Origin of the sequence: Halomonas sp. 111 (assembly GCF_052379685.1) — a bacterium.
Lineage (GTDB): Bacteria > Pseudomonadota > Gammaproteobacteria > Pseudomonadales > Halomonadaceae > Vreelandella > Vreelandella citrativorans.
Map to the genome: position 1 here is coordinate 1 of NZ_JBQSYV010000036.1, position 17,490 is coordinate 17,490.

Annotated in this window: 15 protein-coding genes; 10 read left to right on the forward strand and 5 right to left on the reverse strand. The window is 51.2% G+C overall.

Annotated elements, in window-relative coordinates; all coding sequences use genetic code 11:
• The first annotated feature begins 173 nt into the window (after positions 1 to 173).
• Complete coding sequence (locus tag ACT3T7_RS17945) at positions 174 to 377, forward strand: hypothetical protein (protein ID WP_193053515.1); 204 nt, start codon at positions 174 to 176, stop codon at positions 375 to 377.
• A gap of 64 nt (positions 378 to 441) precedes the next feature.
• On the opposite strand, the gene ACT3T7_RS17950 is transcribed toward ACT3T7_RS17945, so the two are convergent.
• Entirely contained in the window at positions 442 to 624 is a 183-nt protein-coding gene (locus ACT3T7_RS17950; protein WP_444631854.1) for a hypothetical protein, read from the reverse strand.
• A 352-nt stretch (positions 625 to 976) separates the two neighbouring features.
• Here ACT3T7_RS17950 and ACT3T7_RS17955 point away from each other — a divergent pair, with 352 nt between their 5' ends.
• From ACT3T7_RS17955 to ACT3T7_RS17965, 3 genes are all read left to right on the forward strand, one after another.
• Positions 977 to 3,241, forward strand: coding sequence for an FdhF/YdeP family oxidoreductase (locus ACT3T7_RS17955; protein ID WP_172116563.1), 2,265 nt, complete (start codon positions 977 to 979; stop codon positions 3,239 to 3,241).
• 164 nt (positions 3,242 to 3,405) lie between these two features.
• A complete protein-coding gene (clcA, locus tag ACT3T7_RS17960) occupies positions 3,406 to 4,758 on the forward strand; it encodes a H(+)/Cl(-) exchange transporter ClcA (RefSeq protein ID WP_444631856.1) in 1,353 nt (450 codons plus the stop codon).
• A 65-nt stretch (positions 4,759 to 4,823) separates the two neighbouring features.
• Complete coding sequence (locus ACT3T7_RS17965) at positions 4,824 to 6,065, forward strand: ArsB/NhaD family transporter (protein WP_172116562.1); 1,242 nt, start codon at positions 4,824 to 4,826, stop codon at positions 6,063 to 6,065.
• Positions 6,066 to 6,193: 128 nt separating this feature from the next.
• Here the strand turns inward: ACT3T7_RS17965 and ACT3T7_RS17970 are convergent, their stop codons facing one another.
• Positions 6,194 to 6,796, reverse strand: coding sequence for a hypothetical protein (locus tag ACT3T7_RS17970; RefSeq protein ID WP_172116561.1), 603 nt, complete (start codon positions 6,794 to 6,796; stop codon positions 6,194 to 6,196).
• 562 nt (positions 6,797 to 7,358) lie between these two features.
• On the opposite strand from ACT3T7_RS17970, the gene ACT3T7_RS17975 reads away from it, so the two are divergent.
• Both ACT3T7_RS17975 and ACT3T7_RS17980 read left to right on the forward strand, forming a co-directional pair.
• Positions 7,359 to 8,714, forward strand: a complete 1,356-nt coding sequence (locus tag ACT3T7_RS17975; RefSeq protein WP_444631858.1) for a tyrosine-type recombinase/integrase — start codon at positions 7,359 to 7,361, stop codon at positions 8,712 to 8,714.
• 78 nt (positions 8,715 to 8,792) lie between these two features.
• A complete protein-coding gene (locus ACT3T7_RS17980; RefSeq protein ID WP_444631859.1) occupies positions 8,793 to 9,002 on the forward strand; it encodes a type II toxin-antitoxin system VapB family antitoxin in 210 nt (69 codons plus the stop codon).
• Between the two features lie 275 nt (positions 9,003 to 9,277).
• On the opposite strand, the gene ACT3T7_RS17985 is transcribed toward ACT3T7_RS17980, so the two are convergent.
• Entirely contained in the window at positions 9,278 to 9,952 is a 675-nt protein-coding gene (locus ACT3T7_RS17985) for a DMT family transporter (RefSeq protein WP_444631865.1), read from the reverse strand.
• 410 nt (positions 9,953 to 10,362) lie between these two features.
• On the opposite strand from ACT3T7_RS17985, the gene dsbD reads away from it, so the two are divergent.
• The 3 genes from dsbD to dsbG are packed head-to-tail and all read left to right on the forward strand — an operon-like array spanning position 10,363 to position 13,891.
• Positions 10,363 to 12,261 carry a protein-disulfide reductase DsbD gene (dsbD, locus tag ACT3T7_RS17990; RefSeq protein WP_444631861.1) on the forward strand — a complete coding sequence of 633 codons (1,899 nt, stop codon included), beginning with the start codon at positions 10,363 to 10,365 and terminating at the stop codon, positions 12,259 to 12,261.
• Complete coding sequence (locus ACT3T7_RS17995; protein WP_444631863.1) at positions 12,258 to 13,082, forward strand: prolipoprotein diacylglyceryl transferase family protein; 825 nt, start codon at positions 12,258 to 12,260, stop codon at positions 13,080 to 13,082. Before dsbD ends, ACT3T7_RS17995 begins: the two co-directional genes overlap by 4 nt.
• A 26-nt stretch (positions 13,083 to 13,108) precedes the next feature.
• Entirely contained in the window at positions 13,109 to 13,891 is a 783-nt protein-coding gene (gene dsbG / locus ACT3T7_RS18000) for a thiol:disulfide interchange protein DsbG (RefSeq protein WP_225733647.1), read from the forward strand.
• Between the two features lie 11 nt (positions 13,892 to 13,902).
• On the opposite strand, the gene ACT3T7_RS18005 is transcribed toward dsbG, so the two are convergent.
• On the reverse strand, positions 13,903 to 15,210 hold the full coding sequence (locus ACT3T7_RS18005; RefSeq protein ID WP_172117336.1) for an ATP-binding protein: 1,308 nt from the start codon (positions 15,208 to 15,210) through the stop codon (positions 13,903 to 13,905).
• A complete protein-coding gene (locus ACT3T7_RS18010; protein ID WP_087108432.1) occupies positions 15,207 to 15,884 on the reverse strand; it encodes a response regulator in 678 nt (225 codons plus the stop codon). Before ACT3T7_RS18010 ends, ACT3T7_RS18005 begins: the two co-directional genes overlap by 4 nt.
• A gap of 289 nt (positions 15,885 to 16,173) precedes the next feature.
• On the opposite strand from ACT3T7_RS18010, the gene ACT3T7_RS18015 reads away from it, so the two are divergent.
• Positions 16,174 to 17,079, forward strand: a complete 906-nt coding sequence (locus ACT3T7_RS18015) for a L,D-transpeptidase family protein (protein WP_444631867.1) — start codon at positions 16,174 to 16,176, stop codon at positions 17,077 to 17,079.
• The last annotated feature ends 411 nt before the right edge of the window (positions 17,080 to 17,490 follow it).

Genomic DNA, 17,490 nt, shown 5'->3' on the forward strand with positions numbered 1-17,490 from the left:
GGCTTTCCCTAAAAGCCGCTCACGCCATTTGTCGGCGGCTTTTCTATAGCTAAATTAACAAACATTAAAGCCACCTTTAACGCAGCCATTGTGTGGTCACAAGCAAACTAAAACGTTTTAACGGAGTCCTAAAAAAAGTAGTATGAAATAACGACGGCTGATGGAGAAATACCATGTCCATAATGATTGACGATATACTGATGTTGCCAAAAACGGATTTTAATGACGCATTAACTGTCGGCGACGAGCGAGAGCATTTTGGCCTAATTGATAAACGTGATGAATATAAACAGGTGTCGAGAGACGTTCTTATCAAGGTAGTCGCCATTCATGATGACAATTATGAAGTTAAAGTCATTGACATATTAACACCGTAATACTGGAGTGGCACTGGCAGGGCATATTATTAAGCTCGCCAGTGCCCTTTCTGGCTTTTTTCACTTACTCTTCCACCGATACCCTTCGAAGATCTTCAAGGCGCACATTTTCCGGCAGCTCAGACGCCTTTGCAGGCAACCATACCGGCGACAAATCGCTATCCTCACGTCCATCCTTATGAGTACAGCCGGGTATGCGATAAACCACTCGACTATGATGGTCATCCCACGCAAAAATACGGTCCATACGGCTCTCCTTGAAATGGATAACGCTCAGCAGTGTGCTGAGGCCAAGAGTGTGCAGCTGAGTAACTAGCAAACCCCGCTCTTTCCTTGGCAAAAATCTCTTGGTAGGAAAAGTGACATGTTCGTGTCACCAACCTGTGCAGCCTTCTCACATTTACTTCTTTTTTCGTTCTAATGCGTCCTTGATAGACAAAATCTTTAGCGAGCCACACATAACGCGCTATTGTGGCAAGCAATTTTCCCAAGATAGAAAACAATCGGTTTTGCCGAAAGCATTTGCTAAGCTAACATTAAGAATTAATCTATATTACCAATAATTAAATGCTTTAAAACACACCGGGGGACGAACCAGCATGGCCAAAGGAATCAAGATTTATAATAAACCGGCTGGCGGGTGGGGAGCACTCAAAGCTGTCGCCGAAGCAGTGCGTGAAGAAATGGGGATGAGTACCCATACGCGCGCATTATTGCAAATGAATCAGCCCGATGGCTTTGACTGCCCAGGCTGTGCATGGCCGGACCCCGAACACACATCATCGTTTGAATTTTGCGAAAATGGCGCCAAGGCCGTCACTTGGGAGGCGACATCCAAACGCGTCACGTCAGAATTCTTTGACACACACACCGTTTCAGAGCTTTGGGAATGGTCGGATCACCAGCTGGAAAACCAAGGGCGTTTGACGCAGCCTGTACGTTTTGATGCCCAAACTGATCGTTTCGTTCCAATAAGCTGGGAAGAAGCATTTAGCCGGGCTGCAGACGCTCTGAATAATCTCGACGATCCTACGCAAGCGGAGTTCTATACCTCAGGACGGGCATCCAACGAAGCTGCCTTTCTTTATCAGCTTTTTGCACGTGAATTCGGCTCGAATAATTTTCCCGACTGTTCCAACATGTGTCATGAGCCTACCAGTGTCGGGCTACCAAAATCGATTGGCATCGGCAAAGGGACAGTGACGCTTAATGATTTTGAGCAGGCTGATGCCGTTTTTTGTATAGGACATAACCCTGGAACCAACCACCCACGTATGCTCAGAACACTGGCGGATGTCTCGAAGCGCGGAAAGCCGGTGGTGGTTATTAACCCGTTACGTGAACGAGGTCTGGAGCGGTTTCAGGACCCACAATCGCCCGGTGAAATGCTCACTGATAGCGCAACAGGTATTGATCGTGCTTATTTTCAGGTGAAGGTCGGCGGCGACGTAGCCGTGTTCAAAGGCATTATGAAATCGCTGTTTGATGCTGATACGAAAAACATGAACGCAGGTGGGAGCGGCCTGCTTGATCGCTCTTTTATTGCCGAACACACGGTTGGCTTTGAGGCGCTGAAGTCGGATATTGAAAACACAGACTGGGACACTATTATTCGCCGTTCGGGCCTACCGCGTGAACAAATTGAAGCGCTTACAGACATCTATGCATCTGCCGAGAACGTTATCTTCTGCTATGGCATGGGTATCACCCAGCACCGGCATGGGACAGAAGCCATCCAGCAAATGGTCAACCTGCTTCTACTACGCGGAAATATGGGACGCCCCGGTGCTGGAATTTGCCCATTGCGGGGCCACTCCAATGTTCAAGGTGATAGAACGGTCGGTATCACAGAGATTCCAAACGAGGCATTTCTGTCGCGGCTAGATAAGGCATTTGGTATTAAAAGCCCTCGTGCCCATGGTCATAATGCCGTCAACGCACTGGCTGCGATGCGTGATGGACGATCAAAGACATTCATCGGTTTGGGCGGTAACTTTGCCGTCGCCATGAGCGATCCCCAAATCGCCTACGATGCCTTCCGCGGCCTTGATCTCAACATCCAGATTGTCACAAAACTCAACAGAACCTGCCTGCTGACAGCACATGAAACCATCATCCTACCGTGCTTAGGCCGAACCGAGCATGATATCCAGGAAACGGGCCCACAAAGCATCACTGTCGAAGACTCAATGTCGATGGTCCATGCATCAAGGGGCGGCCTAAAGCCCGCATCAGATGAACTGCGCTCAGAGCCCGCCATCATTGCAGGCCTCGCCATGGCAACACTGCCCGAAACGGCCGTCGACTGGAAGGCGCTGATTGCCGACTACAACCAAATCCGTGACAAAATTGAGGCTGTTTTTCCGGATTTCTTTGACTTCAATGAGCGTATTCAAAAACCAGGCGGCTTTCGCCTGAGAGTTGGTGCAAGTCAGCGAGAATGGGATACGCCTGACGGCAAAGCGCATTTCCTTGTCATGTCGGGTACAGACGAGGATGACGGACGCGATGATACAGCACTCACACTGACCACCATACGTAGCCATGATCAATACAATACAACAATATACGGCTTGAATGACCGTTATCGAGGCGTCCACGGCAGGCGTGATGTACTGTTCGCAAATCGTGATGATCTAGCAGACCTGGGGCTCGAAGAAGGTGATGTCGTCGACGTACGGTCAGGAGATCGAATTTTGGCAGGGCTGACCCTGGTTGATTATTCGATTTCGCGCGGCTCATTGGCAACGTATTTCCCGGAAGCCAACTGCCTTGTTGGTCTGGATGACAAGGACCACGAAAGCGAGGTCCCTGCTTATAAATCCATTCCCGTCACCATCACAAAAGCAGAGGTTTCACTCTGATCACATGCGCTGTGAGGCAGAACCTCTCAGATGGGACTACTGAACTGAATCAAACGGAAATGTGATTTTTTAAGCTCACTACTTCAGGCATATTCAGCAAGGTGCTGGGCACCCAACGGGGAGACAGAGCATGTCTCCCTGAACTATCCAAACTGAGATACTCAATGATGGACGATCCTGTCGAAAATCTAGACAGACCGGGAAATCGTAATGCCCAGATACGCTATGTCACACTTGCCGGAATAACGGGAATATTAACAGGCACGGTCGGCTCGTTTTTCCACCTTTTGATCGACCGTCTCCAGGTTTGGCCACATCTGTTGGCTGAACATATTAGCGGTACTGTGCTCATTATCTCGGCTGCGCTAATCACGATGTGCATTACGGTTCTTTCCGCCTATTTCGTGAACCGCTATGCCCCTGAGGCGCGTGGCAGTGGCGTGCAAGAAATTGAAGGTGCCATGCTGGGCTTAAGAACCGTCCACTGGCGCCGGGTGCTTCCTATCAAGTTCTTCACGGGCGTGGCGGCCATTGCTTCTGGCATGGTCCTTGGACGTGAAGGCCCCACCATTCATATCGGTGCTTCGTTTTCCGCGGCGATCACCGATTTTTTTAAGGTAAGCGAAACTGAGCGGCGCGGTATGCTTGGCGCTGGTGCAGCGGCTGGCTTGGCTTGCGCCTTCAATGCTCCCCTTGCTGCTATTCTTTTCATCATTGAAGAGACACACCGTCAGTTTCCTTATACGTTCCGGACGTATATGGGCATTATCGTTGCCGCGCTGCTGGCAACCGTGATGACGCAAGTCATCGGGGGTACAGCGCCCGATTTTTCCATGTTGGTTGCAGCCCCTGAAAATTGGCTGCTGCCAGCGTTTGTGGCGCTTGGCTGCCTTCTCGGCGTTCTCGGTGTTGCATTGAATGCAGGCCTTATGCACATGGCGGTACTCGCATCGAGCATCAATGCACGCATCCCCTACCTCTTTCCCGCGCTTGTCGGCTTTGCAGTTGGAGCGCTGCTTATTCTCATGCCGTTATCCGTGACAGGTGGCGAATATGCTCTGACGTTTATTGCTGAGCACAGCCAAGGATTAATGTTTCTTCTGCTATTGGCGATAATGCGCTATTGCACGATGGTTACCAGTTATTCAGCCGGCACACCAGGCGGTATCTTCGCGCCTATGCTGGCTTTATCAATGTGCGTTGGCTTGGCTTTTGGTGGCACCCTTGATGCCTTAGCGCCATCAGCCGGCATCGTCCCACTAGCATTCGGTATAGCGGCGATGGGCGGTCTGTTCTCGGCCTCAGTGCGCGCTCCCGTGGTCGGCGTAGCCCTGACCCTTGAGCTGACAGCTTCCTATACAATGGTTATGCCTCTGATAGCCACATGTGTCACTGCCAATATGGTGGCTCAATGGATCGGCGGGCGCCCCATTTATGACCAGCTACTCGAAAAAACATTGGCGCAAGCCGAGATTAACCCGGCGGCCAAAGGGCCCGGCAAAACGGGTCTGGCATAAGCTTTTAGGCATTAGCACTACTGTCTTTTATACGTAGGCACCAAAATCGTTGGCACGAGGATAAAGTGGATATAACTGTCATCATATTTCTACTGGTCTATCTGGCATTAGCACTCGGCCATCTTCCTGGTTTTCGTGTTGATCGAACGGGCGCTGCCGTCGTTGGTGCTGTCGCCATGATTGGCTTTCAGCGGATTACCGATGAGGCTGCCTGGAATGCAATCGATTATGAAACGGTCGGCTTATTATTCGGGCTAATGATCGTGTCAGGTGCTTTTTCCGTTTCTGGGTTTTACGCATGGCTCGCCAGTAAAGTGGCCTCGATGGATGTCTCTCCTCCGCGCTTGCTTGCGCTGCTGGTAATAACGGGGGCAGGCCTGTCGGCGGTGCTAACGAATGATGTAGTCGTGGTTGCCATGACACCGTTGTTAGTGTCGATAACCCTCTCTCGTGGACTTAACCCAACGCCATTTTTGTTGGCCTTTTGCTTTGCGACCAACACCGGTTCGGTAGCCACTATTATTGGCAGCCCACAAAATATGATTGCAGCCCAAGCGCTGGGCTTATCGTTTACCGGGTTTATGAAAGTTGCACTGGTACCTGCGCTGCTTTCCTTACCACTCGTTTGGGGCGTTGTAGCCCTGCTCTATCGAGGCAACTGGAAGCTTGCGCCGCATAATCCGAGTGTGCCACGTGAGCCACCAGCGCCGATAGCATCAATGGACCGACTAGAAACCCTTAAAGCCGCGATTGTGACTATTGGTGTAATTTCTGCTTTTGTATTTTCAGACTTACCTCGCGAACTTATTGCTCTGTCAGCAGCGGGTATTATTCTGGTGAACCGCCGCTTATCTTCCAAGGAGGTGCTCGGCACGGTTGATGGGAATCTGCTGCTTTTATTGATGGGATTGTTTGTTGTGAATGCAGCCCTCGCACAGACAGGACTACCGCAAAAGATCATCACCGAAATGCAGGCGGCAGGCATCGATTTTTCCGACCCAACAACACTTTTTATTGTCGGCTCAGTCTTAAGTAATGTTATTGGGAATAATCCTGCGGTAATGCTGTTGGCGCCATATTTACAGCATTCAGGGGATGTGGATGCGCTTGGTGCAGCGCTGGCATTGAGTACAGGCTTTTCCAGTAACCTCATCATTTTTGGAAGCCTTGCGGGCATTATTGTGGTTGAGCAGGCGGCAAGTCGCGGCATCACCATTAGCATGCGTGAATTTTGCCGTGCAGGCGTTCCAGTTGCCGCCGCTTGCATAGTGCTAGCACTCGCCTGGATAACACTACTGACCGCGTGATCATGGCTGCTCGTATTTTATAGCGGTCTTCATAGTCTCCGATGCAACACCCACGTTGCCAAGCAATTTATACGAGGCATGGGTATCACCACACGCTATTTCCCGAATATTGACGCCCCGGACGATGGTCAATCGATCACTTCGAACAGGCTGACGATCCAGATCACCTGAAACAGGAGCGCAAATACAACGAACCCCGCCTGATAGCGTTCCGATCGCCAGACCAGCGCCAATATGGTTCCGGCAATCAGCACCGCCTGGCGAACCGGGTAATACCAGCCATAGTGGGCTGCATAATAGTCACCGCCCTTGATCAGGGTGTCGATAACATCGACGACCAAGAGCACTAGCAGCAAAACATAAAAGCTCCGGCTGCGCTTTTGGAAGTAATCACCAAACCCCTGATATTCGCCCATGCGATCCGGAAACAGAACCGCCGACAAGGCTGCAAACAGGCTAGCGTAGAATATCAGGAAGAAATAGATTGCGAAGGACCAGTTCGGGCGATGGGCGAGCGCGAATTCAAACCACCAGAAATGAATGATGAACAGTAGAAGGAATAGCACCCAGCCTAAGTGTATGAGATAAATTTTCTCCCGCCCCGGATGTTGAACGAAACGCGTGAGACCGATAATCAGGCGACTAACGCTGAGCCCCAGCACCATACCTACGATGATGCGGATATGCGTAAAGATTTCTCCGCTGGAAGGAACGTGCGGCAACTCGTTCATGTCACCTCGCGATGCTGCAACTGGATCAACATACGCAGGTTATCAAAACCTGCTTTTTTTGTATTTCTTTCAGAGTCAGACCAATGGATGTTTTCATGCATATATTCCACAAGCCTATTGAGGCTGCAACATCACTTCCCGACGGTATCAGTTCAATTATCCCAGGAGAAGCTCTTTGTTTTAATACAGTGTAATAAAGTTATCTGAATCAAGCCCTTCGCCTAGTGAGATTCCTTTTTCTCTTATGACGCAAGCGGGGTGGAAAACTGACGATATTTTGCCAGAATATTTCCAAGCACAAAAAACGCCGCTCGGCATGACCCGTAAGCGGCGTTTTATCAGTATTCTTGGTCGGAGTGACAGGATTCGAACCTGCGACCTTTGCAACCCCATTCCATTTAATCCATATTTAAGCAGAAACAAAAAGGAACAATAAACAACATCAACATATTGAAAAGTAATAAATTAATCATGAATCATAGTTTTGCCGTTGTTTCCCACTGTACCCCGTTATATTCTATTTTTGCTACCTATTTGCTACCTAGAAAGTAAGAGACCAATCATGACAACCACGGGAAAAATGAAGCTAACCGGCACAGCGCTTGAGCAGCTAACCAAGGAGCCGCCGAGCGATAACGTCTTCGATACTGAATTGGCTGGTTATCATGTGAGGCCGGGCAAACGTGGTTTAACCTTCCGCTTGTTTTATCGCACAAAGACAGGTAAACAACGCATTCTTACGATTGGCCGTTATGGCACATTAACAGCGACCCAGGCGCGCAAAAATGCTACTGAAGCGCTAGCTACCGTAGCTCAAGGTGGCGACCCGCGTGCGGTGCTAGAGGAAGCAAAAGCTGAGGAACAGCGCCAGCAAGAACAAACGCTGCGAGCATACCTAGATGGTCCCTACTCTGCTTACCAGAATCGCAAGAAGGACGGCAAAGGAACTTTGCGCCGAATCCAAAAGGATTTTTCTGACTGGCTAGATAAGCCGATGAGTAGCCTTACTCGTGTGGAAGTTGAACGCTGGCAAGCTCGCCAAGAAAATAAAGACAAGCCACTGGCCTTTAGCAGCCTAAAGCGTTCTTTTGACGCCATGCACGCTATGCTGATGCACGCCACAGAGCGCCAAGTAATACCTGCTAACCCACTCGCAGGCGTCAAGCTACAGAAACCAGCGATGAATGACGACGATATGGCCGATCAAGCGTCTCAACGTCGTTATCTAGAAAATGATGAAGCCGAGGCGCTATTTGCTGGCCTGGACGCGTACCAAGAGCAGAAACGCGAGCAGCGTCGCCGAAGTCGCGCCCATGGGAAATCATACCTACCCGACTTGGATGGCTTAGTTTATGTTGATCACGTTAAGCCATGGATTTTGACAATGTATTATACCGGCTTTAGGCCCGGCGACATAACTGGCCTTCGCTGGGAGCACGTCAATCTCACCTTTGGCACGATCCGCAAGGTGATAGAAAAAACGGCGCATCATCACCCTGAGCCAATGACTTTCCCTTTATCCTCAGCGGCCCTTAATATACTAACCATCTGGCACCAGCAACTGGGCGAACCGAAGACAGGCTTGGTGTTTGCTTCTCAGCGCAATGGGCAGCGAATGGATAGAACAGCCATGCAAAAGCCGTGGGCAAGAATACGATCACTTGCCGACCTGTCAAATGACCTAGTTCTATATACACTTCGCCACAACTTCGCGTCCCAACTGGTTATGGCTGGCGCTGACTTGCTGACCGTTTCGAAGTTAATGGCACACAGCGATATCCAGACAACTATCAAGTATTACGCCCATTTACGGCCAGATCATGCACGAGACATTGTTGAACTTTTCGCACAGCAAATGAACATGCAGGATAATCTACTTATAGCAAACCGACATAACGTAGCAAATAAGATTGCTTAGTGGCTTCCTTTAAACCACTACCACTACACCTACCCTTCCAAGCATGGTCATTTTGATTTTCGACCCAAGGAGTTGATCATGAAAATAAGTATCGACATTGACGATGAACTATACGAACAAGCTTTAAAAGCAGCTGAGCCTAGGCTGGATAATACATCAGATATTTTTCATGAAGCTTTGAAAGCCTATGTGCGTATCCAAAGTGCTAATCGCCTAGCAAAATTAGGCGGCAAAGCTACAGTAATCCCAGATATATCAAGGCGTCGTGTCGAACCTCCAAGGAAGTGAAATAATCATGAGACTACCTGGCGCCATTAAGGGCAGCTGCTCTTCAAAATCAGCTATCGGCCAAGAGCGGAAATTTAGTAAGTTTTGATATAATGGGTAGTTTGAGCGGTTTGGCTACTCCGCGCCTTCTGTAATATTTAGCTAGGCAACAAGCAAATAAACCATGAAATAACTCGTTACCTTTCTCTGTTCACCCTTCGCTAGTTGTCGATGCCTACAGATAGCAGTAATCACAGCGGTGGATCTTGGATCAGAGCGCTAACCAGCTAGTGGTTCTATCCAGAGGTGGCCGTCCAGAACTTAAAAAAGACGCTCAGTGCGGTCACTGTGACTAATATCAATCCCATACCCAGAATTTGCGGCCCTACCAGGGTTTCGCTTAACACTACGACTCCGAACAGCGTCGCGGTGACCGGTTCGACCATTTCCACAACGGTGGCCACGGCCGGGGCAGTATGCTTCAAGCCGAAGTTATAAAGAACAAAATACAAATCTGCGCCGAGCACACCGAGTACTGCGAATGGCGGCCAATCCGGCGTGCCCAGGACAGCAACCGTCTGGCCAACATCACTCGGCCAGATAAGATTAGTGGCAAGTACTGTAAGCGCTATAGAGAGAATAGCCCGCGGGCTACCATGTGGCGCCGCATACTTGAATCCGAAAATGAATATTGCGTAGGACAGTCCGACAAGCAGACCAGCACCTACACCCACCGCCGTAACTCCACTCGCACCGATGTCATAAATCCGTGTAAGCAACTCGACACCAAGAAGTACGACTGCGATCGCGGCCCACTTCAGCGGCGTGGGACTTTCGAGCCTTAGAGCGAAGGATATGAGATATACGAAGACTGGGGCGCTGTACATCAGTGCAGCCCCAACAGCAACGCTGCCGTGCGCAATACTTAAGAAATAGAATGAGAAGTTACCCGTTACGCCGATACTGGCGATTTGTCAGGCCTCTACTTTGTGGACGCAGTATTATCCAGACGAGAACGCACAGCAGTCCGCTCGCAACCCGGTAGAAGGAAACCACAAACGCGTCCCAACCGTCGGCCATAAGGATTCCGACGACCCCGCCAGCTAACCCCCAAAAAAGCTCCGCCAGCAGCACAAAAGTTGTACTCGCCCCCATCCTGTAACCTCGCTTTTTAGTGCTGAACTAACATAGTTGACGGCGGATAGGGACTTCATGGGATCCTGCTCCGGGCCACTGAAAGCAGGGCGTCGGTCACTTCCCGAGTGTCAGATAGGGCCGTCTGTACACCAGCCAAGCCATTAGCAGAAAAAGCTTCATTTTCAGTTAATCCCCATAAGCCATCCTACCCAGCATCGAATCAGGAGTGCTGGAAATGCGAGCTATGAACAGGCCACAACAAAAGGCCGTTTGCTTTTGGCTAGTGCAATGGGTGTTATTACTGGGTTTGCTAAGTGTTACTACAGTAGCCACCGCACAATCTTTTTTTAGTCAGCACGAGAGCGTTCTTCCTCCAGAGCAGGCTTTCAAGCCAACACTTAGCCATGATGGCAAATCGTTGGAAATTGATTGGCAAATTGAGCCCGACTACTACCTTTATCGGCACCGTTTTTCTGCCGAAGCCGAAGGGCGTGAGCTATCGCTGAATATTCCTGACGGGGAAACCATTGAGGACGAGTATTTTGGACGCTCTGAGGTTTATCGTCATTCGTTGAGTATGACCACCCAGCCTGGCAACGCTGAAACGATTACTCTTCGCTGGCAGGGCTGCGCCGATGCGGGCCTTTGCTATCCACCTCAGGAACAGACCTTTGACTTAGCGTCTGCTGGCCAGGACATATCCAAAACGGACGAAACATCGGATGCCACGAACGAATCCTCATTTGAAGAAAGCCCTACTTCCGACCCAGAAAATACGTTGGCAGAAGACCAGCAATTGGCGGCGCAACTGGCCGGAGGTAATTGGTTCTGGACGTTGGCGGCATTCTTCGGCATGGGGCTGTTACTGACGTTCACGCCTTGTGTATTGCCGATGATACCGATCCTTTCGAGCCTGATCGTGGGGCGACGAGAGGTGGGCGAGAGCCACCGAGCGGCAGGCTTCGTGATGTCTACTGCCTTCGTCCTGCCCATGGCGGCCACCTATGCGTTACTCGGCGTGGCCGCTGCCATGGCAGGCGCCAATCTACAAATGCTATTTCAGAACGTCTGGTTTATAGGCCTGTTCTCGCTACTGTTTATCGTTCTCGCCTTGGCCATGTTTGGCTTGTTCGAATTAGAGCTACCGAGAGCGCTTCGCCAGCGGCTTGATGCAGGCATGGCGCGTCAACGCGGCGGGCGTTTAAAAGGGGTTGCCATCATGGGCGCGCTCTCTGCACTGCTAGTGGGTCCCTGCATGACCGCACCGCTAGCGGGAGCGCTACTGTTCATTGCCGATAGTGGCAACCCCTGGTTGGGCGGCGCAGCCCTGTTATCGCTTGGACTCGGAATGGGCCTACCACTCATCCTGATCGGCACCGTGGGTAGCCAGCTTCTACCTAAGCCGGGTGCCTGGATGATTCGCATCAGAGCGCTTTTCGGCTTTGTATTACTGGGGATGGCGATTTGGTTTGTGGCTCGCGTAATACCTGATGCCATCGTTCTCGGCCTTTGGGGCGCTCTAACACTTAGCTTTGCGATAGCCCTCATGTCGCTTGCTCGGAACGAAGGCCTTAGTGGCATCACGTCTCAAGTCTTGACGGCCAGTGCAGCAAGCATAGCCATATGGAGCGCGCTAATGTTAATCGGCGCTGCCGGCGGTGCCTCTGATCCTTGGCGTCCGCTAGCGATTTTTACATCAACTAATGGAGGCTCAAACACAGCAGATTCGATGTCAAACAATGAGCAACCGCTTACCTTTGATGAGGTTGAAGATCTAGCCACGCTTGATGCCCGTATTGACCAAACCGGGGTTAGCGGCCAGATGACGCTCGTCGAATTTACGGCCGACTGGTGCATCTCTTGTAAGGTGATCGAACAGGAAGTTTTCGCTGACCCCACTGTTCAAGCCGAACTGGAGAATGTGCAACGGTTGAGCATCGACGTAACTAACTACGACGCATCTGACAAGGAGATCATGGAGCACTTCGGCATCGTTGGGCCGCCAACGCTAATGTGGTTCGGCTCTGACGGGCACGAGCGGCGCAGTGCGCGCATTATCGGCGAACTAGACGCTGACACATTTCTGAAGCGCTTCGATCAGGCCAAACAAACCGGCAGCAGTACCACTGGAGGTGGTTCATGAGTCCCCTGGATCGCAGCCTCGTTATCGGCCCGTTAGCTCTGAGCGTAGGGCAGCTTTTGCTGATGCTTTCGATAGTTATCGCACTGATCATCGGAGGCTGGCTAGGCCGCCGTCGAAAGGTCAACGTTGGCGATAGCATCTTCAATGCCATGCTCTTGGGTGTGATCGGGGCGCGACTTGTTTTCATCGTCCAATATGGCGAAAGCTACGATACGTTCTGGTCGTGGTTTGACATACGCGATCGCGGCTTCGAGCCGCTAGCGGGCCTTGTCGTCGCCTTGGTTTACCTTACTTGGCGGCTATGGCGCCAACCTCACGAGCGCGGCCCTCTCGGGACAGCCGTAATATCAGGGGCTCTGACCTGGTCGCTGACGGCGGGGGCACTGACACTCATGGTATCTCAAGGTGCTAGCATTCCTTCGACGGCGTTAACCACGCTTAAGCATGACGAAGTGACTCTTCCCACTATGCTAAGCGAAGCTGATCGCCCCATGGTGGTCAATCTTTGGGCCAGTTGGTGCCCGCCGTGTCGACGCGAAATGCCTGTATTTGAGCAGGCTCAACAAGAGCGAGACGACGTGACGTTCGTGTTCGTCAATCAGGGCGAGAGCCTCAGCACCGTTAGTGCCTTTTTACAGCAAGAGTCACTCACCCTCGATAATGTCTACCTCGACCGGAACAATGCGCTCGGCCATGACGTGGGTGCCATGGCCATGCCCACCACGCTTTATTACAACGCCGATGGCACGCTTATCGACACCCACTTTGGAGAGCTGTCTCGCGCCACGCTCGATCGCAGTCTAGCGCGTTTCAACCTCTAACTCACCTCACTTTGGAGACAACACACATGGCCGCTTTCAACGCCTGTATGACACCACTACGCCTCACACTAACGCTTGGGACTAGCATCGCGCTGGCAACAAGTCTGCCTGCAACTGCCGCTGAGTGGCCCGCCCCTATTCAAGAGCTCGAACAGCAAGGTCTCACGATTCATGGAGAATTCGATGCGCCGGACGGGCTGACTGGATATGCAGGTAGTGCTCGTGGCCAGACGATTGCGGCATACCTTACCTCGGGAGGCGAGCATGCGCTAGTTGGTACACTGATCAATGCCGAGGGCCAGGACGTTTCAGCTGAGCGGCTAGAGCAACTCGTCAACGGTCAAAGAAACGCCGAGTTATGGCAAGAAATGGATAGCCAACACTGGGTGCGCGATGGCGATAAAGAGGCACCCCGTATCGTATATACCTTTAGTGACCCCAACTGTCCTTACTGCCGCCAACTGTGGGAAGACGCCCAACCCTGGGTTGAAAGTGGCGACGTTCAGGTTCGTCATTTGATGGTAGGTATTCTCAAAGCAGACAGCCCTGAAAAGGCAGCCGCGATACTCAATGCGGATAATCCTGGCGAAGCGCTGGCTGAGCATTACCGCAACGATGCCATGCCCGAAAATCAAGGGGATGACCAAAGCGAGCAGTGGGTTAGCGAAAACACCCAGCTAATGCGCGATGGCCAACTCTTCGCAACGCCAGCGACCTTTTATCAGGATGACAACGGTGACGTGCACAGTGTGATGGGTGCTCCCTCGCCCGATAAGCTTCGAGCCATTATGGGGAGTGATTCACCTTAATCTAAACGGGTTCAACCCGAAGTCAATTGAAGCGTCACTCGTAGCCCAACACCATTGCCAGATGCGAACGTCACTCGGCCTCCTGCCCGGGTGACAATCGCCTCGACGATCGAAAGACCCAAGCCACTACCTTTAGGATGATCTCCCCGATGAAAGCGCTCCGTCAGTCGGGAGAGGTGTTCGGCAGCAATGGTTTCACCTTGACTAGTGATATCGATGACTGTCATTCCCTTTGATTCCTGTACGGAAATCTCTATCGGCGCACCGGGTGCGCCGTGACGCATCGCATTTTCGAGCAGGTTGCGTAGAACCGTCACGAGAAGCGGCTCAGATAGGGCGACATGTACTTGGTTAACGCCTTGGGGATAATGACAATGATCACGGCTACCGGTTTCTGTCATCGCAGCCACCAGTGCCCCCCCAAGAGGAGTAGGATCAGGACGACGGGCACGTGTGATGTCCTCACTTTCCATTCGCGCCAATAGCAAAAGCTGACCAAGCGTTTTCGTTAGTCGATCTACCCCGGCTTCAGCTTGCTGCATCGCTTCGTACTGCTGGTGACCGTCAACACGCCTCGCGATTTGCAGATGTGTGCGAACGGCAGTTAACGGTGTACGAAGTTCGTGGGCAGCATCGTCGGTAAAGCGCTGCTCCAATTCAAGCATACGTCGCGTTCGTGCCAGTAGCGTATTGAAACTATCGATCAGCGGGCGAATTTCACCAGGCAATCCATGAAGAGGTAGTGCCGAAAGGTCATTGTGTTCGCGCAGAATAAGTCGTTGTTGTAACTTGGCAAGCGGCGCAAGTCCTCGTGTTACCCCCCACCATAGCGCAACAAGACTGCCCACCAGCGCCAGTAGAAATGGGTAAAGCGCGGCCCGGCGAACCTGCAGCAGCAGTGCTTCTCTCTCTTTCAGACGATCAGCCACCGTAATACGCTTGTCGTTATCAACTAACGTGTAAACTCGCCAGCGCTGCCCGTTGTGCTCGCGATAACGATACCCCTCAGCCTCAACGGCAAGCACGTCGTTCATTTCCGGATGCGTACCCGCCACCACTTGACCACGAAGCGATGATACTCGACAAGCGATACCATCCAGCGAAGGAATCGTTGGCGTTTCATCTTCTGTACCGTTCCAAGACGTTGCTGGCACGCGATCCAACAAACCAGCCACCATTCGCGCCGATTGAGCCAGACGCTGATCCAGAGACTCTTCCAACTGCGCCGACAGGTCGCGCATTGACCATATGGCAGTGATACTCCATAGCAGCACGAGAGTAATTCCAAGTGTAGCAACCAGACGTAAGCGCAGATTCATGAGGTCGCATCACTGTTGTATTTGCCAAGTCGATAACCCAAACCTCGCACGGTTTCGATCACGTTGCGTCCCAGCTTGCGACGCAGTTGGTAGATGTGCACATTAAGCGCATTGCTTTCGATCTCATCATCAATACCGTAAAGGCAGTCCTTCAATTGATCGGCGCTCAGAATTCGCCCGCGAGCTCGAATTAATGCTTCCAGCAGCATTAACTCGCGTCGCAACAGGACGACGGGTTCTCCATCCAACGTGACGCTACGTGTGACGGGGTCTAATGCCAGGCTGCCGTGACGAATGGCGTGATCCACTTGCCCTGCCGTACGGCGTAATAACGATTGGAGCCGGGCTGTTAACTCGTCAAGATCAAACGGCTTGACCAAATAGTCGTCTGCGCCTCCCTGAAGGCCCTCGACGCGGCTCGCTACCGCATCTCGAGCCGTTAGCATCAGCACTGGCGTCGCCACGCTCGCATGACGCCAATGCTTCAATAACGTCAAACCATCTCCATCGGGCAATCGACGGTCGAGAATAACAGCATCGTAGTTAATGGTGGCTAGCGCGCCTTTCGCAGTATCCAAGGTGGTGACGGTATCAACCACAAAGCCGCTCAGTGCCAATCCTGCTTCGACGCCAGCCGCTACCGGGGCATCATCCTCGACCAGTAATACCCGCATACTTACTCCTCAAGGTCATAGAAAATGGTTTCTATCAGCAGTATGCCATTAGGGGATGAAGTTAATATGAGGCAGCCCCATTTTGCAGCCGATAGATCGAAACCATCCAAACCAACAACTAAACAGCATTATGTAATGCCAAAAGCCGCCATTATCCACATCCACGCTTCATTTACAGTTAATGTTCATCATGCCTAATGAGCTTTTGGTCGTATAGTGAGTAACGTTTCTTATGAACTCTTGCTTTGTAAAACCTGCAGTCAGTGGTCGACTGCTTCGCTGCGTATTCATGGTGGCATTGTGGCTTGCTTCATTTTCGGCTTTTGGCGAGACCTCACGGCCGCCAGGACATTATCTATTGCCTGAAACCGGCAATATCGTGGGTGAAGCTTATACCGTTCAAGTAGAGAACGAAGAGGATACCTTGCTCGATATTGCTCACGCGCACGGTGTCGGATATGAGGAAATTCGACGGGCCAATCCTGACACCAGTCTTTGGGTTCCCGGTAAAGGGACGCAGGTTCAAATTCCAGCGCAGCACATACTGCCGGATGTGGAGCGTAAAGGTGTGGTCATTAATATCGCAGAGCTGCGGCTTTACTACTATCCCGAGGTGCAAGAGGGAGAAACACCTCGCGTCGAGACTTATCCCATTGGCATCGGCCGAGATGGATTCGATACACCATTGGGGATTACTAAAACCACTATGCGCCTTGAGGATCCCGCTTGGTATCCACCCGAATCTGTTCGCCAGGAAGCGGCTGAACGCGGCGACCCACCGCCCAGTGTCGTTCCGCCAGGGCCTGATAACCCACTCGGTCAGCACGCTATCTTATTGGATATTCCTGGCTATTTAATTCATGGCACGAACCAACCAGATGGTATTGGTATGCGTGCCAGTCGGGGTTGTATCCGTATGCACCCCGATGATATTAAAGCCGTATTTGAGCAAATACCCAACGGCACCCAAGTCAATATTATCGATGAACCGGTCAAGCTTGGCTGGGACGCCGACCACTTGCCGCACTTGCAGGCATTTACTTCGTTTAATGAACAAGAAACGAACATGAACGACTTGCTGGATATCGTTAACTATGCCGACAAATTACCGGAAAAAAAGCGCTCAAACATTGATTATGAAGTAATGCAGAACGCGCTTAGAAGGGGGAGTGGATTTATAGAGCCGCTAATTTAGTCCATCTTTTTAGTGAATTTTAGTGGTTGTTATGGGTTTAAACGTGGCAAAGTACTTTCACAAGTGATACTGCCACGTCCGTCGCCAAGTTTACTGTGCCCCATTCCCCATGCAAGTCATCGTTTACGGCGCTCTTCAGGGATAAATGGAACATAAAAAGGGAATAAATCATGGTGGTAAGCAATAGTGGCAACGCTATAGTCGAGCGGTAAACGAGCGCGAAGCTCTTTACAGTCGGTTAGTTAAACCCAGGTTATAAGCCAAGTCATCGTATATTTCCAACTTTGCTAAATGCATTAAGCACGGAGGCTGAATTGCCCCTAGTCTCGTAGACACTCAATGGCCGCTCAGGGTCATAAATTGCCGAAATGAATACATCAACATAAGTTAAATCTCTTCTATCGGCCGAGG